18 protein-coding genes and 1 rRNA gene are annotated in these 22,306 nt (G+C 71.5%); 8 read left to right on the forward strand and 11 right to left on the reverse strand.

Features of this window, described 5'->3' with window-relative positions; genetic code table 11:
- Positions 1 to 29: 29 nt before the first annotated feature.
- Entirely contained in the window at positions 30 to 698 is a 669-nt protein-coding gene (locus tag ACIBJF_RS05815; RefSeq protein WP_399172438.1) for an HAD family hydrolase, read from the reverse strand.
- A 67-nt stretch (positions 699 to 765) separates the two neighbouring features.
- The gene (locus ACIBJF_RS05820; protein WP_399172439.1) at positions 766 to 1,278 is read right to left on the reverse strand and encodes a DUF6912 family protein; all 513 of its coding nucleotides are present in this window, start codon (positions 1,276 to 1,278) and stop codon (positions 766 to 768) included.
- A 328-nt stretch (positions 1,279 to 1,606) separates the two neighbouring features.
- On the opposite strand from ACIBJF_RS05820, the gene ACIBJF_RS05825 reads away from it, so the two are divergent.
- Positions 1,607 to 2,131 carry an Rv3235 family protein gene (locus tag ACIBJF_RS05825; RefSeq protein WP_399172440.1) on the forward strand — a complete coding sequence of 175 codons (525 nt, stop codon included), beginning with the start codon at positions 1,607 to 1,609 and terminating at the stop codon, positions 2,129 to 2,131.
- A gap of 173 nt (positions 2,132 to 2,304) precedes the next feature.
- Here the strand turns inward: ACIBJF_RS05825 and secA are convergent, their stop codons facing one another.
- On the reverse strand, positions 2,305 to 5,115 hold the full coding sequence (gene secA, locus ACIBJF_RS05830; protein WP_399172441.1) for a preprotein translocase subunit SecA: 2,811 nt from the start codon (positions 5,113 to 5,115) through the stop codon (positions 2,305 to 2,307).
- 262 nt (positions 5,116 to 5,377) lie between these two features.
- Between secA and ACIBJF_RS05835 the strand changes: the two genes are divergently transcribed.
- The gene (locus tag ACIBJF_RS05835; RefSeq protein WP_399172443.1) at positions 5,378 to 5,947 is read left to right on the forward strand and encodes a GNAT family N-acetyltransferase; all 570 of its coding nucleotides are present in this window, start codon (positions 5,378 to 5,380) and stop codon (positions 5,945 to 5,947) included.
- Positions 5,948 to 6,077: 130 nt separating this feature from the next.
- The gene (locus tag ACIBJF_RS05840; RefSeq protein WP_399172445.1) at positions 6,078 to 7,253 is read left to right on the forward strand and encodes a winged helix-turn-helix domain-containing protein; all 1,176 of its coding nucleotides are present in this window, start codon (positions 6,078 to 6,080) and stop codon (positions 7,251 to 7,253) included.
- Between the two features lie 3 nt (positions 7,254 to 7,256).
- Here the strand turns inward: ACIBJF_RS05840 and ACIBJF_RS05845 are convergent, their stop codons facing one another.
- The 7 genes from ACIBJF_RS05845 to mtnA form a co-directional block, all read right to left on the reverse strand.
- On the reverse strand, positions 7,257 to 8,003 hold the full coding sequence (locus ACIBJF_RS05845) for a response regulator transcription factor (RefSeq protein ID WP_356312001.1): 747 nt from the start codon (positions 8,001 to 8,003) through the stop codon (positions 7,257 to 7,259).
- Between the two features lie 204 nt (positions 8,004 to 8,207).
- On the reverse strand, positions 8,208 to 8,900 hold the full coding sequence (gene hpf / locus ACIBJF_RS05850) for a ribosome hibernation-promoting factor, HPF/YfiA family (RefSeq protein ID WP_390681328.1): 693 nt from the start codon (positions 8,898 to 8,900) through the stop codon (positions 8,208 to 8,210).
- A 311-nt stretch (positions 8,901 to 9,211) separates the two neighbouring features.
- A complete protein-coding gene (locus tag ACIBJF_RS05855) occupies positions 9,212 to 10,072 on the reverse strand; it encodes a ComF family protein (protein WP_399172447.1) in 861 nt (286 codons plus the stop codon).
- Positions 10,073 to 10,197: 125 nt separating this feature from the next.
- Positions 10,198 to 12,033: an LpqB family beta-propeller domain-containing protein gene (locus tag ACIBJF_RS05860; RefSeq protein WP_399172448.1), complete on the reverse strand. Its 1,836-nt coding sequence runs from the start codon at positions 12,031 to 12,033 to the stop codon at positions 10,198 to 10,200.
- Positions 12,023 to 14,131 carry an MtrAB system histidine kinase MtrB gene (mtrB, locus tag ACIBJF_RS05865; protein WP_399172449.1) on the reverse strand — a complete coding sequence of 703 codons (2,109 nt, stop codon included), beginning with the start codon at positions 14,129 to 14,131 and terminating at the stop codon, positions 12,023 to 12,025. Before mtrB ends, ACIBJF_RS05860 begins: the two co-directional genes overlap by 11 nt.
- 1 nt (position 14,132) lies before the next feature.
- A complete protein-coding gene (gene mtrA, locus ACIBJF_RS05870) occupies positions 14,133 to 14,822 on the reverse strand; it encodes a two-component system response regulator MtrA (protein WP_399172450.1) in 690 nt (229 codons plus the stop codon).
- A 185-nt stretch (positions 14,823 to 15,007) separates the two neighbouring features.
- Positions 15,008 to 16,153 (reverse strand): S-methyl-5-thioribose-1-phosphate isomerase, encoded by a 1,146-nt coding sequence (gene mtnA / locus ACIBJF_RS05875; RefSeq protein WP_399172451.1) that lies wholly within the window; start codon positions 16,151 to 16,153, stop codon positions 15,008 to 15,010.
- Positions 16,154 to 16,293: 140 nt separating this feature from the next.
- Between mtnA and ACIBJF_RS05880 the strand changes: the two genes are divergently transcribed.
- Genes ACIBJF_RS05880 through ACIBJF_RS05900 form a run of 5 tightly spaced genes read left to right on the forward strand, consistent with a single transcriptional unit; the run spans position 16,294 to position 21,931 of the window.
- Positions 16,294 to 17,652, forward strand: coding sequence for a glycerophosphoryl diester phosphodiesterase membrane domain-containing protein (locus ACIBJF_RS05880; RefSeq protein ID WP_399172452.1), 1,359 nt, complete (start codon positions 16,294 to 16,296; stop codon positions 17,650 to 17,652).
- A gap of 4 nt (positions 17,653 to 17,656) precedes the next feature.
- On the forward strand, positions 17,657 to 18,439 hold the full coding sequence (locus ACIBJF_RS05885; protein WP_399172453.1) for a DUF4129 domain-containing protein: 783 nt from the start codon (positions 17,657 to 17,659) through the stop codon (positions 18,437 to 18,439).
- On the forward strand, positions 18,436 to 19,632 hold the full coding sequence (locus ACIBJF_RS05890) for a DUF4350 domain-containing protein (protein ID WP_399172454.1): 1,197 nt from the start codon (positions 18,436 to 18,438) through the stop codon (positions 19,630 to 19,632). The genes ACIBJF_RS05885 and ACIBJF_RS05890 overlap by 4 nt, the downstream gene beginning before the upstream one ends.
- Positions 19,632 to 20,621 carry an AAA family ATPase gene (locus tag ACIBJF_RS05895; RefSeq protein ID WP_399172469.1) on the forward strand — a complete coding sequence of 330 codons (990 nt, stop codon included), beginning with the start codon at positions 19,632 to 19,634 and terminating at the stop codon, positions 20,619 to 20,621. Before ACIBJF_RS05890 ends, ACIBJF_RS05895 begins: the two co-directional genes overlap by 1 nt.
- Positions 20,621 to 21,931, forward strand: coding sequence for a DUF58 domain-containing protein (locus ACIBJF_RS05900; protein WP_399172456.1), 1,311 nt, complete (start codon positions 20,621 to 20,623; stop codon positions 21,929 to 21,931). Before ACIBJF_RS05895 ends, ACIBJF_RS05900 begins: the two co-directional genes overlap by 1 nt.
- Positions 21,932 to 22,030: 99 nt before the next feature.
- On the opposite strand, the gene rrf is transcribed toward ACIBJF_RS05900, so the two are convergent.
- Positions 22,031 to 22,147: ribosomal RNA gene (rrf, locus tag ACIBJF_RS05905) — 5S ribosomal RNA — on the reverse strand.
- Between the last annotated feature and the right edge of the window lie 159 nt (positions 22,148 to 22,306).

The following is a 22,306-nucleotide window of genomic DNA, read 5'->3' on the forward strand; positions in this document are numbered from 1 at the left end:
ACCGGTCCCCAAGAACCCGGCCCCCGCGGCTACGCCGCTATTCGCAGCGCTTCCTCCACCGCCTCGGCCAATGTGTCCACCACCGGCACCCCCACTTCCTCGAGACTGGTCCGGCTGTGCGACCCCCCGGTGTACAGCACGGCCCGCGCCCCCACACCCCGCGCCGCAACCGCGTCGTCCGCCGCGTCCCCGATCACCACGGTCCGCGCAGGCTCCACAAACCCGCTGAGCGCCTCCAGATGCCGCACCATGTGCTCGGCCTTGCTTCCCCCGGACGGCCCCGTACGCCCGTCGACCCGCAGAAAGTGCGCCTCGATCCCGAACCCCCGCACGAGCGGCACCAGTTCCTCGTGCACATACATGCTCAGCAGCGACTGGCTGTGCCCCGCCGACCGCCACCCCGCGAGCAGCTCCTCCGCCCCCTCGGTCAGACCACACCGCGCCCGGTGCTCGGCGTAGTACCGGTGGAAGACCTCGTCCATCAGCTCCCACTCGGCATCGGTCGGCAGCCGGCCGATCAGCCGCTCGTAGAACTTCGGCACCGGCACGCAGTACAGCGACCGGTACTGCTCCAGCGTGATCGGCTCGAGCCCCAGCTCCGCGAAGGCCGCGTTCGTCGCCCCGATGATCGCGTCATTGTCGTGGAACAACGTGCCGTTCCAGTCCCAGACGATGTGCGAACTCCCCTTCATCCCCATGCCAGAAACCGTACCCGCCCCCACCGACAACGGGCCCACCCGGTGAATCTGCCCAGGTCGGAGCGGGTCAGACGAGTCCGACGAGGTTGGGGATCTCCTGCGTGGCGTACCACAGCAGCTCATGATCGTCCGCGCCGTCCACGACGAACTGCGCGTCGTCGTCCCCACCGTCGGCCGCCTCCAGCGCATCCGCCGCCGCGGCCAGGTCCTGCTCCGCGTCCTCAGCGTCGACATGCACCGCGGCCGCCTTGGCGAGCGGCACGGTCGTCGTCACGGTCACCTCGCCGAGGGCGGAGGGGTCCAGCGCACGGTCCGGGTCGACGCTCGCGGCGCCGTCGGCCACGTCCACGGCGACCACCACCCGGCGCCGTACCGCGCCCGGATCCGCCGCCAGCAGCCGCAGGGAGGCCAGCGCGGCCCGGCTGAGCGCCGCGTACTCCAGCTCCTCGATGTCCTCGGAGAGGTACCACTCGCGCAGCGCGGGCGTGACGGCATACGCCAGGAACGGGCCGCTCCCCAGCTCGCCCGTCTTGTGCGCCTCGGCGAGACCGGGGAGGGTCAGGGGGACGTAGACGCGCATGCCGGCCGCTCTTTCCTGCTCAAAGGCTCCGCTGAGGCCCCGGGAAGGGCGGCTGCCGCGTCTCCCGGAGGGCCTTCAGGATACGTGCGCCGGTCCCCTTTCGGGTCTGTGCCCACTCCCCCGAAACCGTCGACTCCGCACCACGCATTCACCCGGCGACTCGCCACACCGCAAGGATCCGAGACATCCGCATCCCCCTGATAGGTGAACCTCTCCGCCCCGCCCGGTCCGGCCACGCCAACCTTGCCACCCCACTCCCCGCCCCGTACAAGATCCCCACCAGCGAGTTACCGCCCGGTATCACCCGGGCCCGCCGAACGGGGACCCCATGAACAAGGTCATGAGCCGCACCGCGCCCAAGGCGACGAACCGCACTCCCCACCCGCGCCACCGCCCGCCGACCCGCCACGACACCCGCCGCCCGGGCGGCGCCCCACCCCGCAAGCCGTCCGTCAGGGGCAGGCACGCCGTGCCCCCGGCCACGCCGCGAAACCCCGGCACGGCCCTCCCGACGCCGGAGACCGCCTCGTCCCCAGTACGCCCCACCGACCTCTTCGCATACCGTCTGCTGGCCGTCCTGAGCGGTCAGCGGCCCGTCCACTGGATGCTCCGCCACACCGCCGGCCGCGCCTACGACGAGCTGACCCGCCTCGCCGAACGCAGCCCCCTGCGCACACGCGGAGCCCGCCCCGTCGTCCACGACATCGGCTACTACGTCCCCGCCGAGGGCGCCCTCGAGGTCTTCGCCCGCATCGCCGCCGGCAACCAGCTCCGGGCCCTGGCCTTCCGCCTGGAACGCGGCCAGGACCTCCGCTGGCGCTGCACAGCAGTGGAAACGGGCCCCCGCCCCTAGCGACCACCACACGCCGTACCTGCAACCAGCCACACCACCGACGCACGGCTGCCCCATCCCGCGGCGCTGCGGGCAAGCCAAACCCCCGTCGCCCAGCGGCAGCAACGCAGAAGGGCCGGGCCCCGAAAGGAGGCCCGGCCCTTCTGCACGGTCAGCGCGCCGCAGGCGACCCGCTACTTCTTGCGGCGCCGCCCGCCCTTGGCCTGCCGCCGCCGCTCCGCCCGCGTCAGCCCGTCCGCCTCGGAGCGCACCGGCTCGTCGTCCTCGAGGTCGCGCTCCACGATGCCGCCCTCGCCGTCCACGGTCGGCGCCGAGAAGTGCAGATCCCTCCGCTGCGGAACGTCCAGCCCCTTCGCGCGGATCTCCGGACGCGCCCCGGCCTGCGCCGGCACCGTCTCCGGAACACCCTCGCCGACCGGCTCCGCGGCCTCGACCGGGACCTCCTCGACCTGCTGCTCGACCTGGACCTCCAGGTTGAACAGGTAGCCGACGGACTCCTCCTTGATGCCGTCCATCATCGCGGTGAACATGTCGAAGCCCTCGCGCTGGTACTCGACCAGCGGGTCCTTCTGCGCCATCGCGCGCAGGCCGATGCCCTCCTGGAGGTAGTCCATCTCGTAGAGGTGCTCACGCCACTTGCGGTCGAGGACCGACAGCACGACCCGGCGCTCCAGCTCACGCATGATCTCGGAGCCGAGCTGCGCCTCGCGGGCCTCGTACTGCTCGTGGATGTCGTCCTTGATGGACTCGGAGATGAACTCGGCGGTCAGACCGGCCCGGTCACCGGCGGCGTCCTCCAGCTCCTCGATGGTGACCTTCACCGGGTAGAGCTGCTTGAACGCGCCCCACAGCCGGTCCAGGTCCCAGTCCTCGGGGAAGCCCTCGGAGGTCTCCGCGTGGACGTACGCGTCGATCGTGTCGTCCATGAAGTGCTGGACCTGCTCGTGCAGATCCTCGCCCTCCAGCACGCGCCGGCGCTCGCCGTAGATGACTTCGCGCTGCCGGTTGAGGACCTCGTCGTACTTCAGAACGTTCTTACGGGTCTCGAAGTTCTGCTGCTCGACCTGCGACTGCGCGGACGCGATCGCGCGCGTGACCATCTTGTTCTCGATCGGCACGTCGTCCGGCACGTTGGCCATGGACATCACGCGCTCGACCATCTGGGCCTTGAACAGGCGCATGAGGTCGTCACCGAGGGAGAGGTAGAAGCGGGACTCGCCCGGGTCGCCCTGACGGCCGGAACGACCGCGCAGCTGGTTGTCGATGCGCCGCGATTCGTGCCGCTCGGTGCCGAGGACGTAGAGGCCGCCGAGGGCCTCGACCTCCTCCTTCTCGGCCTTGACGGCCTGCTCGGCCTTCTCCAGGGCGGCGGGCAGCGCCGCGGCCCACTCCTCGATGTGCTCCTCGGGGTCGAGGCCGCGCTGGCGCAGCTCCGCCTCGGCGAGGTCCTCGGGGTTGCCGCCGAGCTTGATGTCCGTACCACGACCGGCCATGTTGGTGGCCACGGTCACCGCGCCCTTGCGGCCGGCCTGCGCGACGATCGACGCCTCGCGCTCGTGGTGCTTGGCGTTCAGCACCTCGTGCTGGATGCCGCGCTTGCTGAGCTGCTGCGAGAGGTACTCCGACTTCTCGACGGACGTCGTGCCGACGAGGATCGGCTGTCCCTTCTCGTGCTTCTCGGCGATGTCGTCGACGACCGCCTCGAACTTGGCGACCTCGGTGCGGTAGATCAGGTCCGACTGGTCCTTGCGGACCATCGGCCGGTTGGTCGGGATCGGGACCACGCCGAGCTTGTAGATCTGGTGGAACTCGGCGGCCTCGGTCATCGCCGTACCGGTCATGCCGGACAGCTTCGAGTAGAGGCGGAAGAAGTTCTGCAGGGTGATCGTGGCGAGCGTCTGGTTCTCGTCCTTGATGTCCACCCCTTCCTTCGCCTCGATCGCCTGGTGCATGCCCTCGTTGTAGCGGCGGCCGGCGAGGATACGGCCGGTGTGCTCGTCGACGATCATGACCTCGCCGTCGAGGACGACGTAGTCCTTGTCGCGCTTGAAGAGCTCCTTGGCCTTGATGGCGTTGTTCAGGTAGCCCACCAGCGGGGTGTTCACCGACTCGTAGAGGTTGTCGATGCCCAGCCAGTCCTCGACCTTGGTGACGCCGGCCTCGTGGATGGCGACCGTGCGCTTCTTCTCGTCGACGTCGTAGTCGCCGGTCTCCTCCATGCCCTTCAGCGGGTTGCCCGCCTCGCCCCTCTTCAGGCGCGTGACGAGCTTGGCGAAGTCGCCGTACCACTTGGTGGCCTGGTCGGCCGGGCCCGAGATGATCAGCGGCGTACGGGCCTCGTCGACGAGGATGGAGTCGACCTCGTCGACGATGGCGAAGTTGTGTCCGCGCTGGACGAGCTCGTCCTTGGACCACGCCATGTTGTCGCGCAGGTAGTCGAAGCCGAACTCGTTGTTCGTGCCGTAGGTGATGTCGCAGTTGTACTGCTCGCGGCGCTGGGCCGGGGTCATGCTGGCGAGGATGCAGCCGACATTCAGGCCCAGGAACTTGTGGACCCGGCCCATCATCTCGGAGTCGCGCTCGGCCAGGTAGTCGTTGACCGTGACGATGTGGACGCCCTCGCCGGACAGGGCGTTCAGATACGCGGGCAGGGTGCCGACGAGGGTCTTGCCCTCACCGGTCTTCATCTCGGCCACATAGCCGAGGTGGAGGGCGGCGCCACCCATCAGCTGCACGTCGTAGTGCCGCTGGCCGAGGGCGCGCTTGGCGGCCTCGCGGACGGTCGCGAAGGCCTCGGGGAGCAGGTCGTCCAGGCTCTCACCATCGGCGTACCGCTGCTTGTACTCATCGGTGAGGGCCCGCAGCTCGGCGTCGGAGAGGTTCACGAAGTCCTCTTCGATGGAGTTGACCTGGTCCGCGATGCGGTGCAGCTTGCGCAGGATCTTGCCTTCGCCTGCACGCATGATCTTCGAGAGGACGGACACGGGGGTTTGTCTCCTTGCCGGTCGGGCCTGGGACGGTCGGTTTCCATTTGACGTACTGAGCAACGGCCATCGTATGCGAGACCCCGGCTGGGCCGGGAGGCCTGGCGGCCGACGGCTGTTTCGGCGCCGCTTCATCCCGGACAACGGACGGGGCACACGGATAGTGCCGCATCCGCGCGAGGATTTGCGCGAACTGTGATCACGCGCTCACATATAGCGAAAACCGATGGCCCGGCCGTGTACCGCCGAGCACAATCAGCCGATGGAACCCGTCACGCTCACCACCGACCGCCTGATCCTGCGCACGGTCGGCCCGCACGACACCCAGGCGGTGTACGAGGCCGCGCAGGACCCCGAGATCCAGCGCTGGACGACTGTGCCCTCGCCGTATCTGCCCGAGCACGCGAGCGGCTTCACCGAGGAGCTGGTCCCCGACGGCTGGGCGCAGGGTTCGATATTCACCTTCGGTGTGTTCCTCACCGGCGGGGAGCTCGCCGGCATGCTCGGTCTCACCATGCGTTCGCTCGGCGTGGCGGAGGTCGGCTTCTGGGCGGCCAAGGAGCACCGCGGCCGCGGTTACGTCACCGAGGCCACGCTCACCGCCTGCCGGTGGATCTTCACCGCGGTCGGCGTCGACCGGGTCGAGTGGCGTGCCGAGGTCGGCAACCGCGCCTCGCGCGCGGTGGCGGAGCGCGCGGGGTTCACCATCGAGGGCACCCTGCGCTCCGCGCTGAACAACAAGGGAGTGCGCCGGGACTGCTGGGTCGGCTCTCTGCTCCCCTCTGACCTGGGCCTGCCGTCCACGGCGCCGTACCTCCCCGCCCGCCCTTGACCACACCGGCCTCCCGCGCAGCCTTCTCCTCCAGGCCCACACCCCGCCCGCCCCGGGCGTCCGCCCACCGTTTCCGGGTATCTGCGCAGCTCACCGCGGACTGTCAGTGGCACCGTCTATCGTCCGGGGCATGACGACCCTTCCGCGACCGACCACCACCCTCACCGCGGACGACGCCCGCCGTATCGCCCTGCGGGCCCAGGGCTTCCTCGGCGCGCCCGACCGGCGGGCCGGAGTCCGCGGCGTGCTGCGCCACCTCGGGGCGGTCCAGCTCGACACGATCTCGGTCCTCGCCCGCTCCCACGAACTCGTGCCGTACGCCCGCCTCGGCGCGGTCGGCCGCAAGACGGTCGAGGCCGCCTACTGGACGGGCGCCCACGCCTTCGAGTACTGGTCGCACGCGGCGTGCATCCTGCCCATCGAGGAGTGGCCGCACTTCGCCTTCCGCCGCCGCGCCTACCGTGACCGCCCGCACTGGAACCACGAGCTGCCCGAGGGCGTGTACGAGCAGGTCATCAAGCAGCTGCGCGCGGAAGGCCCGCTGACCTCCACGGAACTGGGCGGCGCGAAGAAGACGAGCGACTGGTGGGACTGGTCCGGCACCAAGGTCGCGGTGGAGCGCGCGCTGATGTACGGCGAGGTGGTGTGCGTCGAGCGGCGCGGCTGGAAGCGGGTGTACGACCTGGCAGAGCGCGCGGTCCCGGAGGCGCTGCTGCACGACGAGCTGGACGACACCGAGTGCCTGCGCCGCCTGGTCCGGCTGGCCGGCGAATCCCTCGGCGTCGGCACGCGCGCGGACATCGCCGACTACCACCGCCTCAAGGGCGACCAGGTCGACGCGGTGATCGCCGACTCGGGTCTGGTGCCGGTCGAGGTCGAGGGCTGGGGGAAGCCGGCCTGGGCCGATCCGGCGGCCCTGGCGACACCGCCGCGCGGCAGGCACCGCACCACCCTGCTGTCGCCGTTCGACTCGCTGATCTGGGAGCGGGCGCGCACCGAGCGGATCTTCGGCTTCACCCACCGCCTGGAGGCGTACGTGCCCAAGCCGAAGCGGGTCCACGGCTACTTCGCGATGCCCGTGCTCGCGGGCGGCCGGCTGGTCGGGCGGGTGGACCCGGCGCGCGAGGGCCGCACGCTGGTGGCAAGGCAGGTCACCCTGGACGGCCCGAAGGCGGTCCCTGCGGTCGCCGAGGCCCTGATCGAGGCGGCGACCTGGGTGAACTGCACGGACGTCCGGGTGGAGCGGGTGGAAGCACCCGGCCTGCGCGAGCCCCTGACCAGGGAACTCGCCGGCCTGCTCGGGTAGGCGCTAGCGGATCTCGAGGATCTTCTCCCGCATCGCGTAGACCACGGCTTCCATCCGGGAGTGCAGCTGGAGCTTCTCCAGGATGTTGCGGACGTGGTTCTTCACGGTGTTCTCGGAGATGAACAGTTCCTTGGCGATGTCCCGGTTGTTCATCCCGGTGGCGACGAGCTTGAGGACCTCCAGCTCCCGGTCGGTCAGCCGCGGCGCGGGCACCAGCCGGCGCTCGTCGGTGCGCTGGATCATCGACTTGAACTCGGTGAGGAGCTTCGAGGCCATGGACGGGCTGATCTGCGACTGCCCGTCGGCCACCGCGCGGATGGCGGTCGCCACCTCGTCCGTGGAGATCTCCTTGAGGAGGTATCCGGTCGCGCCCGCCTTGATCGCTTCGTAGAGGTCGGCCTCCTCGTCGCTGATCGTCAGCATGATGATCTTTGCGCTGGGGGCGACCTCCTTGATGGAGGTGCAGGCCTCGATCCCGCCGCGCCTGGGCATGCGGACGTCCATCAGCACGATGTCGGGCAGCAGGTCCGCGGCCTTGTCCACGGCCTCCGCCCCGTCACCGGCCTCGCCGACGACCTGGATGTCCTCCTCGGCCGCGAGCACGATCTCCAGGCCGCGCCGGAAGAGGGCGTGGTCGTCCACGACCAGGACCCTGATCGGCTCCGCGCGTACGGAGCCCGTGTCCGGGCCCATGCCGATGACACCGTCGTCGCCATCCTCGTCCCGCATCGGTCCGAAGGTGTCCGCCATCGTTCCTCCCCCTGAAGGCTGTGGCCTGTGGTCCTGTGCCATCGCCAACCCAAGGCAGCGGCCCACCGGTTGGGCCGGTCCGGTCATGATTTCATGCCCGGGCGACACTGGGGTGACGGGCGAGGCGTGAACTGGTCGCACACAGGTGCCCCTGGGGGCGCACACGCGCTTCCAGGGGCACCGGCTCGATATGGGCCGGATGGGTCAGCCACCCAGCGTGCCACCCGCCGCGGGGGGCTGCGCCTCAGCGACCATCGGGTCCGTGCTGAGGTGGATCACGCCGTAGTCGTAGGCGTGTCGCCGGTAGACGACGCTGGGTTCCTTCGTCTCTGCGTCGACGAACAAGTAGAAGTCGTGGCCGACCAGTTCCATCTCGTAAAGGGCCTGGTCGAGGCTCATCGGGGCGGCGACGTGGGTCTTCTCGCGGACGACGAGGGGGCCTTCACCCTTGACCTCCAGCGAGCCGATCTTCTTCGTCGGCACTCCGTCCGTCTCTTCCTCCTGAGCGGGCAGGCCATTGCCGTTCAGCGTCGCCGCGCCCGGGACGTGGTCGGGCACCTCGGCCGCCGAGATCCGGCGTGCGCCTCGGCGGGAGAAGCGCTTGTCGTGCTGCTTGCGCAGCCGGGCGTCCAGCTTCTCCGCCGCCAGGTCGAGTGCCGCGTACGGGTCGCTGGCCGCTGCCTCCGCCCGGATCACCGGACCGCGGGAGCGGAGCGTGATCTCCACTCGGTCACAGCGGTCGGCCTGTCGGGGGTTGGGCTCCTTGGACACCTCGACGTCGAGGCTGATCACCTTGGCATCGAGCCTCTGGATCTTCTCCAGCTTCAGCTTCTCGGCCACGTGCTTGCGGAACCGCTCGGGCACCTCGGTCTTGCGGCCTTTGACGACGATGTCCACGCAGAACTCCGTTCCCGGATCGCTCCGCTCCATCGGCGGAGCATCTCCCTTTGCACCAGGCCCGGTGATCACCGGACCGCGGACTCGGTGACTTCCACCTCCTCCTCCCCCAAGGGCGAGATCTCCACCCCACCGCCACGGGTGATTGCCGAAAACCCGCGGCACGGCATTCCGATATGAGAGGTGTGGCCTGCGCCTTTCCTCACAACCGAACATATCTCGCCCGGACGGATGTCGTCACCCTCTACTCCTGCGTACCTCCCTTCAGGTGAATTACCCCTCCCGCAACCTGCAACGATGCAAGTCAGCGATCAGTTCCTGTTCATTTCGAAAGAATCCAGCGGAGCGGCGATCACGGCCGCATGGAGCGCATGCCGGGCGGTGTTCACGACCGTCTTTTCCGGTGCACCATGCACCCACTTCTCGCTCTCCCACCGTGCTCCGATCAGTCGTTCATCCCTTCCTTCCCGAGTTACGGCTCCGTACACGACTGTTCTCACCCCAGTTCCCTCCTCTGCCACCTCCCGGACAGCTCGCGCCGCCTCCGCGAGGCTGGCGCCGGTGGTGATCAGGTCGTCCACGAGCACCACGCGACCCTCGCCGAGCAGCCGGCCACCGCCCGCCGTCACCTCCAGCGCGCCCGCGAGGTTCGCCAGGCGCCGCCGCGCGTCCAGCCCGGCCTGGTCCGCCACCGGCCGCCGCTGGCGCAGCACGGCCGCCACCCTGGCCGGCGTCCCGGTGCGCCGCAGCTCCCCGGCCGCCGCGAGCGCCATCCGCCGCACCGGATCGTGCCCACGCGCCCGCACGGCCCACCGGGCGGAGGGCACGGGCACGAGCAGCACGGGCCCCAAGCCCGCGGCAGCGGCACCCGCGCCGGTCCCGCCGAGCCCCGCCCGCACGGCTCCCGCCAGGGCCGCGCCCAGGGCTCCCGCGAGGGCCAGCGCGCCCCGCTCCTTGTGCGCGAGAAGCAGCGTGCGCACCTCCTCCGCGTACGGAGCCACGGCATGCACCACCGGCAGCCCGGCCGGCTCCGGCACCGGCCGCACCCGCCGCGGCGCGCGGCCGTACAGCGCGGCCCGGCACCCCGGACAGAGCACCGTACGAGGTGCTCCGCAGCCCGCGCAGTCGGTCGGCAGCACCAGGTCGGTGAGGTCCTGCCACCACCCCCGCATGTCCACCACTGTGCCAACGCAAAAGCGGCCCGGCCACCCCTGTGGAAAACACCCTGTGGACAACCCGGGGAAACGCGCACCGCCCCTCACCCACACGGGGGAAGGGGCGGTGCGTGGTGCGACGCTCAGCCCGGATAGACCGGCGCCGTCCCGTCCTTGTCCACCTTCTGCCACTGCGACCCGGACGGCAGCCGTACGATCCCGTCCTCGGAGCAGGCCACCAGCGGCACCCCCTCGTCCTCGGACGCGGCGATCGACTTCACGCCGGTGAGCGCGCCCGGCGCCGGCCCGTCCAGCGTGGAGCCGTCGACCTGGACGTAGCGCAACTGCAGCACACCGCCCTGCTCCCGGCCGACGACGAGCAGCCTGCTGTCCCCGGCCCACGACAGGGCACTGACCTCCTCCAGGTCGGGCGCGGCCGATCGCAGTTCGACCACCGACGTGCCCTGCCCCGTACCGTCGTCGTGCTGGATCCGGCCGATGAGAAGGGACTGCTTGCCGGCCTTCTCCACCACGAGCGCGATCCGCACTCCGTCGGCGGCGACCCGCGCGTCGCTGATCCGGCCGGGCAGGTCCGGGACCGCGACCTCCTCCGGTTTCGCAGCACCCTGTTCCATGACGTACAGCCGCGGACGGCGCGGATCCCGGTCGGCCACCCACAGGTCGCCGCGGGCGTCCCAGCTCGGCGTCGTCAGCCGGTCGTTCAGGGTCGCGCCCTGGCTGGTCACCAGCGCCTGCCCCAGCGAACCGCCCGACGCCAGCGACGTCACATACAACGACCTGCCCTGGTCGCCGACGCCGGCCGCGCTGTGCTCGTCCCGCGACACCGCCACCGACGCGAGCGCCTTGCCGCCCTCGCCCAGCGGACCCGGCACCGGTACGGCGCTGGTGGTGGTGCTCCCGGTCGGCATCCGCACCAGCCGGTGCTTGCCGTCGAGGTAGTACAGGTTCTCGGGGCTCTTGGCCGACCCGTGCCAGGCGGTGGACTCGGCGCGCTCCTCGTTGAGGTCGCACAGCCGGTGGCCGCCGACGCCCTGCAGTTCGACGGACTCCAGCGTCGGCGCCAGGTTCCGCAGCGTGAACAGCACCTGCGTCGCCATCTCGGTGCACTTGGTCGCCGTGACCTGGGCCCCCTTGAGGTTCAGCGGCACGGTCAGCTTGTTCTGGTCGTCCGGCGCCAGCCCCGACACGTCCTTCTGCAGGGCCGTGCCGGTCGGGAAGCTGGACCTGACGACCGGCTCGAGCCAGAGGGTGGGGCCGCTCAGCAGCGAGCGGACCATCTGCGTCATGGGGTCCACCTTGCTGCGCACGAACACCGGGTCGGCGACCGCCACCGGCTCCCGCGTGGACCCGACCGTCGTGTCGGAGGCGAAGTAGTACTTGTCGACGGACGTGTAGTTGCGCTGGAAGTCCGACTTGCCCATGACGACACCGTCGGGCAGCGCGTCGATGCGCCACTGCCCGTTCTTGGTGTCCCGCGTGAGGTGCACCTTCTTGCGGTAGGAGCCGCCGGCCGGTTGGTACGCCTGCTGCGAGTCCACCGTCGCGACCCTGCTGCCCGCGAGCACGCAGGTGACGCTGCTCGTCGGCTCCGACCCCGGGCCCGGCCGGCAGTCGGGCTCGATGCTCGGCCCGTTGGCGAGGACCGTGGTCGACCGCTCCGGCCGCCACTTGTGCGCCGCGGCGGACGTCAGGTACTTGCGGGCCGTGTCGTACGCCGGATCGTCACTGGTCAGCGCCTCCAGGAAGCCCTGCATGATCTCGGCGGGCCCGGCGCCCTCGGCCGGCGGCATGGCGAACACCCGGACGCCGGTGTCCTGCCGCGGCGTGGACTCCACGTTCCGCAGATCCCCGCTGTCGGGCATCGAGGCGCACCCGGCCAGCAGTACGGTCCCCAGGGCGGCGTACGCCACCGCGCGTCCCGACCTGGGCCGGGCGCCTCCCTTGCGGTCAGCGCCCACGAAATGCCTCCCCTGGCTCGGTCGAGTCCTCCGTGTCGGCCGCATCCGGCCGTTCCGCGCCCGCGTCGGGTGCCGGACGCGTGGCGGGCCTGTCGTCCGCGCGCCGTGCACCACCGGTGGGCCGGGGCACCACGCGCGCGCCGTTGCCGTTGCCGGGCAGTGCGGCCGGGTCGGCGGCGCCGGCGGCCGGCCGCGGCGCGATCGGGGCGCGCGGTGGCAGGGCGGGCGACTGGGGGCCGCGCTGCTGCACGGGAAGGGTCGCCCGCTTCTCCTCGCCTCCGCCGGGCAGACCGGCCTCGTCGAGGCCACGGTTGCGACGCGAGTCCTTGGGCTCCAGCGGTATCGGCGAACCGCGCAGCGGCTCGTCCGCGGTCCTCGGCAGTGTCAGCCGGAACTGCGAGCCACCGCCCGGCTCGCCCCAGGCCTGCAGCCAGCCGCCGTGCAGCCGGGCGTCCTCTAGGGCGATCGACAGCCCGAGGCCCGTACCGCCGGTGGTACGCGCGCGTGCCGGGTCCGCCCGCCAGAAGCGGCTGAAGACCCGGGTCGCCTCGCCCGGCTTGAGTCCCACGCCGTAGTCGCGCACCGCGACGGCGACCGCGCCGCCCGCTGCGGCGAGCTTGACGACGACGTCCTTGCCCTCGCCGTGCTCGACGGCGTTGACGACGAGGTTGCGCAGCACGCGCTCCACACGGCGGGCGTCGGCCTCGGCGACGACGGGCTGCTGGTCGCCGACCACGCGTATGTGCGTGCCCTTGCGCTCGGCAAGCGGCTCCGCACCGCTGACCACGCGCCGGACGACCTCCCTGAGGTCTATCGGCTCGGCCTCCAGTGCCGCCGCGCCCGCGTCGAAGCGGCTGATCTCCAGCAGGTCCGCGAGCAGCGACTCGAACCGGTCCAGCTGGTCGGCGAGCAGCTCGGCCGAGCGCGCGGTCACCGGATCGAAGTCCTCGCGCGCCTCGTGGATGACGTCCGCGGCCATGCGGACGGTGGTCAGCGGGGTGCGCAGCTCGTGCGAGACGTCCGACACGAACCGGCGCTGCATCCGCGACAGGTCCTCCAGCTGCTGGATCTTCACCTGGAGGTTCTGCGCCATCTTGTTGAAGGCCTCGCCCAGGCGCGCGATGTCGTCCTCGCCGGTGACCTTCATCCGCTCCTGCAGCCGCCCGGCGGACAGCCGCTCCGCGATCCCGGCCGCCATCCGCACCGGCGTGACGACCTGGCGCACCACCAGCCAGGCGATGGCCCCGAGCAGCACGACGACGAACAGTCCCGCGGTCGCGAGGGTGCCCTTGACCAGGCTCAGGGACTTCTCCTCCTGCGTGAGCGGGAAGAGGTAGTACAGCTCGTACGGCCGCCCGTTGGGGTCGTTGACCTGCTTGCCGATGACCAGCGCCGGCTGCGACTCCTTGCCGGTGGCGTAGACGATCCGTGTGTAGCTCTGGGCGGCCGTCGTACCGCTGTTGACCCGCTCACGCAGGTCGTCGGGGATGCTGGAGGTCGGGTTGACGTTCCCGGAGCCGCGCGGGCTGCGGCCGCCGCCGCTGTCGTCGCCGACGGGCAGCGTGACGACGTCGAAGGCGCCCGCGCCGCCGCTGGACAGCGACTCCACGAGGTCGCTCATCCACTGGATGACGTTCTGCGACTGACGGCCGTCCGCGGTCGCGGTGCCGTCGGCGGTGCCGCTCCCGGCGGCCGCGCCCGCACCGGCGCCGCTGGCCGCCTCGTCGGCCTTCTGCTTGGCCACCGCGAAGCCGCCCGTGGCCTGGCTCTGCGAGGCCTTCACCTTCGCGTCCAGCAGGCCGTTGCGCACCTGCCCGATCACGACGAACCCCAGCAGCAGCACGACGCCCAGGGACATCACCAGCGTCGTGGCGACGACCCGCAGCTGGATGTTGCGCCGCCACAGCCGCATCACCGGCAGCAGCGGACGGCGCACCCAGCGCAGGAGCAGCCTGATGACCGGGCTGCCCTGGACCCCGCCCTGGAGCAGCCCGCCCTCGAAGAGACTTCTGAACCGGGCCCCCGCCGTCCGGCCGACAGGCCGCCCCGGACGGGACCCGGACCGGCCGGGAGCCGAAGCGGCGCTGTCCCCCGACATGTCAGCTCGGCCCGGCCTTGTAACCGACACCGCGGACGGTCACCACGATCTCGGGCCGCTCCGGATCCTTCTCGACCTTGGAACGCAGCCGCTGGACGTGGACGTTGACAAGCCGCGTGTCGGCGGCGTGCCGGTAGCCCCACACCTGCTCGAGCAGCACCTCACGGGTGAACACCTGCCACGGCTTGCGGGCGAGCGCCACCAGCAGGTCGAACTCCAGCGGCGTCAGCGCGATCGACTGCCCGTCCCGCTTCACCGAGTGCCCGGCCACATCGATGACCAGGTCACCGATGGTCAGCTGCTCCGGCGCCGGCTCCTCCGACCTCCGCAGCCGCGCCCGGATGCGGGCGACCAGCTCCTTCGGCTTGAACGGCTTGACGATGTAGTCGTCCGCGCCCGACTCCAGGCCCACGACCACGTCGACGGTGTCGCTCTTCGCCGTGAGCATCACGATCGGCACCCCGGACTCGGCCCGGATCAGCCGGCACACCTCGATGCCGTCCCGACCGGGCAGCATCAGGTCGAGCAGGACCAGATCGGGCTTGATCTCCCGGAAAGCGGCCAGCGCCTTGTCGCCGTCGGCTACGAAAGACGGCTCAAAACCTTCACCACGCAGCACGATGCCGAGCATCTCGGCCAGTGCGGTGTCGTCGTCGACGACAAGGACTCGTCCCTTCATAAACGACATCATCCCATTCTCATAACAGCGACAGGCGCCCTGGTGAGGGAGGTCACTGGCCGGTGACGATAGTCGTACGGAGCCGTCACTGTCTGCCCCTGTCCTCCGACGTCGATCTCCGTGACGGCTGTCGGCCCCGCCGCCCCGGGCACACGCGCGGGGGCCACACGGGTGGCATGCCGTGCCCTTCGATCGCGCTATTGGCTGGTCGTCGCCCCGCGCGACCTGGCGCACAGCTCCGCAAGGCCCTCGGCCGTCACGGGGGAAACGGCTCCCTCCTCGGTGACGATGGCCGTCACCAGCTCGGGCGGCGTCACATCGAACGCGGGGTTGTACGCCTGGGTCCCCAGGGGCGCCACCGGAACCCCGCCTCCCGCTCCCGTCAGCGGCACCTGAGGCGCCGCTATCTCGGTGACCTCGAAGCCCGGTCGCTGCTCGACCTCGATGGACGCCCCGTCGGGAGTGTCCGGATCGACCGTCGTCACCGGGGCCACCACGATGAACGGCACATGGTGGTACCGCGCCAGCACAGCGAGCGGATAGCTCCCCACCTTGTTCGCCACCGAGCCGTCGGCCGCGATCCGGTCCGCCCCGATCAGCACCGCGTCCACCTCACCGGCCGCGAGCAGCGAACCCGCCGCGTTGTCGGTGAGCAAGGTGTACGCCATGCCGGTGCGGGCCGCTTCGTACGCCGTGAGGCGGGCGCCCTGCAGCAACGGCCGCGTCTCGTCCACCCACAGCCGCCGCAGCCGCCCCTCACGGTGTGCCTTGAGGGCCACCGCGAAGGCCGTGCCCTCACCTCCCGACACCAGCGAACCGCTGTTGCAGTGGGTGAGGATCCGGTGCCCGCCGCCGGGCATCAGCTCGTCCAGCAGCGCCAGCCCGTGAGCCGCCATCCGGGCGCTGGCCTCGGCGTCCTCCCGGTGCAGCGCCCGTGCCGCAGCGAGTGCCGCCGTCGCCGCCACGGTGGGATCGCCGCTCTGCGCCAGCGCGGTCTGATACGCGGCCTGGGCCCGGCGCACGCCGACGGACAGGTTCACCGCGGTGGGCCGGGACTCCTCAAGAGCCCGCGCCGCCTCGGCCACGTCGTATCCGCGCGCGGCGGCGAGCGCGACACCGTACGCCCCCGCGATCCCGAGCAGCGGCGCCCCGCGCACGGCGAGCGAACGGATCGCCTCCACCAGCGCCGGCGCGTCCGTGCACACCAGCTCGACCTCCTCGGCCGGCAGCCGCGTCTGATCGAGAAGCACCAGCACAGGGCCTTCGGGTGGTTCCTCCCATCGGATCGCAGGTATCTCGGTCGGCCGTTTGTCCCCGTCGGTTCGCGCCTGCTGATCAGCCATGCGGTCAGTCTGCCCCGGATCCGGCGGACAATTGAAGGCACCCAGCGCCTACCGCGGCCGGTCCCTTGATGACCACCCCATGGCACGATGGCTGCCAACCTGCCGCCGCGACCGCGGACGGGCACCGAGAAGGAGCTTCGATGACAGACACTCCGGGCTGGGCCTCGCCCGGAACCGCCCCGTCGAACGAGGGGCGGGAACCCGGCGCGTCGGGTCCCGCCGAGCCTGCCGACCGCCCCGGCGACACCGCACCCGCACCGCAGCCGGACGCCGACACGCAGGGCCCAGGCGTGAAGTGGTCCAAGGAGCAGCCGCCGGCCGGCCAGTGGTCCGCGCCCACCGGTGCCCCGAGCCCCCAGCAGCCCCCGCCGCCCCCGCCGCCCGGCCCGGGCTGGACCGGACAGCCGCCCGGCGGCCCCGGCGGGTACGGCGGCCCCGGCGGGTACGGCGGCCACGGCACCCCCGGCGGTTACGGAGCCTGGGGCGGCGGCTGGGGCGGTCCCCCGCCCGCGGCGAAGCCCGGCGTCATCCCGCTGCGCCCGCTCGGCGTCGGCGAGATCCTCGACGGCGCCGTCTCCACCATGCGCACCCACTGGCGCACGGTGCTCGGCATCTCGCTGGTGGTGTCCCTGCTCCTGAACACCAGCATGGTCCTGCTGCAGGGCCTCGTCCTGAACGACACCGCCGTCCAGACGACGATCAACGACCCGAACAACGCCAGCCCCGACGAAGCGCTCCACGCCCTGCGCGAGACCATGATCGGCACCGGCATCGTCTCGGTGATCCGCACGATCGCCATCATCGTTTTGACCGCCCTGCTCACGACCATCACCAGCCGGGCCGTCCTCGGCAGGTCGGTCACCGCCGGCGAGGCCTGGCGCGAATCCCGCCCGCAGATCCTGAAACTCTTCGGACTGCTCGTCCTGCTGGGCCTGATCTTCGCCGGTGTCGTGGTCGTCGGTGGGCTGCCCGGCCTCCTCGTCCTGCTGGCCGGCAGCAGCGCCGGCGGAGCCGCCCTGCTCGTCCTCGGCTTCCTCGCGGCCACCGTCGTCGCGGTATGGCTGGGAATCCGCTTCTACCTGGCCGCGCCCGCCCTGATGCTGGAGCGGCAGGGCATCGTGAAGTCCCTGAAGCGCTCCGCGAAGCTCGTCCGCGGCTCCTGGTGGCGCACCTTCGGCATCGTGCTGCTCACCCTGCTGATCACCGTCATCGTCGCGTCGGTCATCTCCATCCCCTTCACCCTGATCGGGGCCGCCGTCAGCGGCGACAGCACGAGCGACGTGCTCGGCACCAGCGGCGGACACGTCGGCTGGACCGCCCTGATCATCCGGGGCATCGGCGCCCTGATCGGCACCACGCTCACCCTGCCGATCAGCGCGGGCGTCACCGTGCTGCTCTACATCGACCAGCGCATCCGCCGCGAGGCCCTCGACCTCGAACTGGCCCGCGCCGCCAGCGTCCAGAGCACCGGCGGCCCCGGCCCCGTCCCGGGGAGCTGATGCGGTGAGTCCCACGGGGGGAGTGCTCACGGCGGCGGCCCCGTCCGGCGCCGTGAGCACGGTCGTACAAGGCCTGCTGCGTGCGGCGGACACGGTCGTCCGTGCAGCGGGCGGCTCGGGGGACGAGCCGCCCGTGACCATCCCGCGTGGTCCGGCGCGGGAGGCGGCTCGCCGCGAGCTGTCCAAGCGGATGTACCACGAGAACGAACCAGGGCTGTTCCAGCGCGCGCTGAACGCGTTCTGGGACTGGCTCGACCGGCTGTTCAGCTCGGCCGCCTCGGCGACACCCGGCGGCACACTCGGCCTGGTCGTCGTGGTCCTGTTCGTCGTCGCCGTCCTGGCCGCCCTGTGGTGGCGCCTGGGCACCCCGCGCCGGCAACCCTCCTCCAGCGCCGCCGTCCTGTTCGACGACCGCCCCCGCAGCGCCGCCGAACACCGCGCCGCCGCCGAGGCACACGCGGCCCAGGGCCACTGGAACCAGGCCGTGCAGGAACGCATGCGGGCCATCGTCCGCTCCCTGGAGGAGCGCACCCTGCTCGACGTCCGCCCGGGCCGCACCGCCGACGAAGCGGCCGCCGAGGCCGGCCGGACCCTGCCCGCGCACACCGACCGACTGCGTGCCGCGGCCCGGGAGTTCGACGACGTGACATACGGCGGACGCAGGGCCACCGAGCAGTCGTACCAGCGCATCGCCGAACTCGACCGCGACCTGGAACGCAGCCGGCCCGCCCTCGCCCACAGCACCACCAGCACGGCCCACACCACCCACCAGGGGGCCGCCGAGTGACCACCGAGGCCACGCTGCCGACGACCTCCACCGCGCCCACCGTCCGCCAGGTGTGGACCCGCGCGCGAGGCATCGCGCTCGCCGCCGCGCTGATCCTGGTGGCGGCCGTCGCCATGGCGGCCGTACGCTCCACCGCCCGGCACGGCGCACTCGACCCGCGCTCCGCCGACCCCCATGGCAGCCGTGCCGTCGCTCAACTCCTCGCCGACCGCGGCGTCTCCACGCGCTTGGTCACCACGCTCGGCGCCGCACGGGACGCGGCCGGGCCGGACACCACTCTCCTGGTCGCCGTGCCCGACCTGCTGACGAGCCGTCAACAGGACCGGCTGCGCAAGGCCGTCGCGGCCTCCGGAGGACGCACCCTCCTGGTCGCGGCCGGCAGCCCCTCCGTCGAACGGCTCGCCCCCGGAGTCACCGCAGACCCCGCCACCAGCAGCGCCACCACGCTCGCCCCGGGCTGCACCCTCCCCGAGGCCCGGCGCGCGGGCAGCGCCGACACCGGCGGCATCCGCTACACCACCACCCGGCTCGACGCCGACCGCTGCTACCCCAGCGCGCGCCTGGCCACCCTGCTGCGCGTCCCCGAGGCATCCGGGGGCGGCGACACCGTCGTGCTCGGCGCGCCCGACATCCTCTACAACGACCACCTCGACAAGCAGGGCAACGCCTCGCTCGCCCTCCAACTCCTCGGCTCCCGCCCCCATCTGGTCTGGTACCTCCCCTCGCTCTCCGACGTCTCGGCCACCGGTACCGGCGACCGCAAGAACTTCCTCGACCTGCTCCCCTCGGGCTGGCTCTGGGGCACCCTGCAGCTCTTCGTCGCGGCGGTCCTCGCCGCCTTCTGGCGGGGACGCCGCTTCGGCCCCCTCGTGCCCGAAAAACTCCCCGTCGCGATCCGCGCCTCGGAGACCGCCGAAGGCCGCGCTCGCCTCTACCGCAAGGCCGACGCCCGCGACCGCGCGGCCGCCGCTCTTCGCTCCGCCACCCGCACCCGTCTCGCCCCCCTCGCCGGCATCCCCGTCACCCAGGCGCACACGCCCGAGGCCCTGCTCCCCGCCCTGTCCGCCCACCTCACCGGCGACCAACAGAGCCTGCACTCACTCCTCTTCGGACCGCCGCCCGGCGACGACGCGGCCCTCATCGCACTCACCGACCAACTCGACGCCCTCGAAAGAGAGGTACGCCGTTCATGATGGACCCGACCACTGACAACGCCGGGAACACCGGGAACCCGGGCACCGCCCGAGCCGCCCTGGAAGCCCTGCGCGCCGAGATCGCCAAAGCCGTGGTCGGCCAGGACCCCGCCGTGACCGGCCTCGTCGTCGCCCTCCTCTGCCGCGGACACGTCCTCCTCGAAGGAGTCCCCGGAGTCGCCAAAACGTTGCTCGTCCGCGCCCTGGCATCCGCGCTCGAACTCGGTACCAAGCGCGTCCAGTTCACCCCCGACCTGATGCCGAGCGACGTCACCGGCTCGCTCGTCTACGACACCCGCACCGCCGAGTTCTCCTTCCAGGAGGGCCCGGTCTTCACCAACCTCCTGCTCGCGGACGAGATCAACCGCACCCCGCCCAAGACCCAGTCCTCCCTCCTCGAAGCCATGGAGGAGCGCCAGGTCACCGTCGACGGCACCCCACGCCCGCTCCCCGAGCCGTTCCTCGTCGCCGCGACGCAGAACCCGGTCGAGTACGAGGGCACCTACCCCCTCCCCGAGGCCCAACTGGACCGGTTCCTCCTCAAACTGACGATCCCTCTCCCCTCCCGTCAGGAGGAGATCGACGTGCTGACCCGCCACGCCTCGGGCTTCAACCCGCGCGACCTGCGCGCCGCCGGCGTACGCCCCGTCGCCGGACCCGCCGACCTGGAAGCGGCCCGCGCCGCCGTCGCCAAGACGGCCGTGTCCCCCGAGATCACCGCATACGTCGTGGACATCTGCCGCGCCACCCGGGAGTCGCCCTCCCTCACCCTCGGCGTGTCCCCGCGCGGCGCCACCGCTCTCCTGGCCACCTCGCGCGCCTGGGCCTGGCTGACCGGCCGCGACTACGTCATTCCCGACGACGTCAAGGCCCTCGCCCTGCCCACCCTGCGCCACCGGGTCCAGCTGCGCCCCGAGGCGGAGATGGAAGGCGTGACCGCGGACTCCGTCCTCAACGCCATCCTCGCCCACGTCCCGGTCCCCCGCTGATGGCGATCACCGGACGCGCAGCCCTCCTCGCGGCCCTCGGCTCGATCCCCATCGGCATCCTGGAACCCGGCTGGGCGGGCATCCTCGCCGTCAACGGATCCCTGGCCCTCGCCTGCGCCTGCGACTACGCGCTCGCCGCCCCCGTACGACGACTCGTCCTGTCCCGCTCCGGCGACACCTCCACCCGTCTCGGGGACACCGCCGACGTCACGCTCACGATCACCAACCCCTCCCGCCGCACTCTGCGGGCACAACTGCGGGACGGCTGGCCGCCCAGCAGCTGGCAGCCGGGCACCGAGATCGAGGCCTCCCGCCACCGCCTGACCGTCCCCCCGGGCGAACGCCGGCGCGTGACGACGAGGCTGCGCCCCACCCGCCGCGGCGATCGCCAGGCCGACCGCGTGACCATCCGCTCCTACGGCCCCCTCGGACTGTTCTCCCGCCAAGGCGCCCACAAGCTGCCCTGGTCCGTACGAGTTCTGCCCCCGTTCACCAGCCGAAAGCATCTCCCGTCGAAACTCGCCCGATTGCGTGAACTCGACGGCCGCACCAGCGTGCTGACCCGCGGCGAGGGAACGGAGTTCGACAGCCTGCGCAAGTACGTTCCCGGGGACGACACCCGCTCCATCGACTGGCGAGCCACCGCCCGCCAGTCCGCCGTAGCCGTGCGCACCTGGCGCCCGGAACGCGACCGTCACATCCTGCTCGTCCTGGACACCGGCCGCACCTCGGCCGGCCGCGTGGGCGACGCCCCACGCCTCGACGCCTCCATGGACGCCGCACTCCTCCTCGCGGCCCTGGCCTCCCGAGCCGGCGACCGCGTCGCGCTCCTCGCATACGACCGCCGGGTACGGGCCCTGGTCCAAGGCCGCTCGGCAGGAGACGTACTGCCGGGCCTGGTGAGCGCGATGGCCCCGCTGGAACCGGAGCTCGTCGAGACAGACGCCCGGGGCCTTACCTCGGCGGCGCTGCGTACGGCGCCGCGCCGATCCCTGATCGTGCTGCTCACGACGCTGGACGCGGCCCCCGTGGAGCAGGGCCTGCTCCCGGTGCTTCCGCAGCTCACCCAACGACACACCCTTCTGGTCGCCTCGGTGGCCGACCCTCACATCGCACGCATGGCAGAGTCCCGGGGCAGCGCGGAGGGGGTGTACGAGGCAGCGGCGGCGGCGCAGGCGCAGAGCGAGCGGCAGCGCACGGCTGAGCAGCTTCGCCGGCATGGCGTGACGGTGGTGGACGCGACGCCGGAGGATCTGGCGCCGGCATTGGCGGATGCGTATCTGGCTCTGAAGGCGGCGGGCCGGCTCTGATCCGCCCCGGCCCTGCCGCCGTCGGGGTACTGCAGGTTCTAAAAGGCGCTGAAATGCAGAAAGGCCCACGCCGTCCGGCGTGGGCCTTTCCCAAGAATTGTTCGGCGGCGTCCTACTCTCCCACAGGGTCCCCCCTGCAGTACCATCGGCGCTGTGAGGCTTAGCTTCCGGGTTCGGAATGTAACCGGGCGTTTCCCTCACGCTATGACCACCGAAACACTATGAAACTGTGAACGCCGCACCACCCTCACCGGGCGGGGCTGTTCGTGGTTTCAGAACCAACACAGTGGACGCGAGCAACTGAGGACAAGCCCTCGGCCTATTAGTACCGGTCACCTCCACCAGTTACCTGGCTTCCAGATCCGGCCTATCAAC

The organism is Streptomyces sp. NPDC050743 (genome assembly GCF_044456925.1).
Classification (GTDB): domain Bacteria; phylum Actinomycetota; class Actinomycetes; order Streptomycetales; family Streptomycetaceae; genus Streptomyces.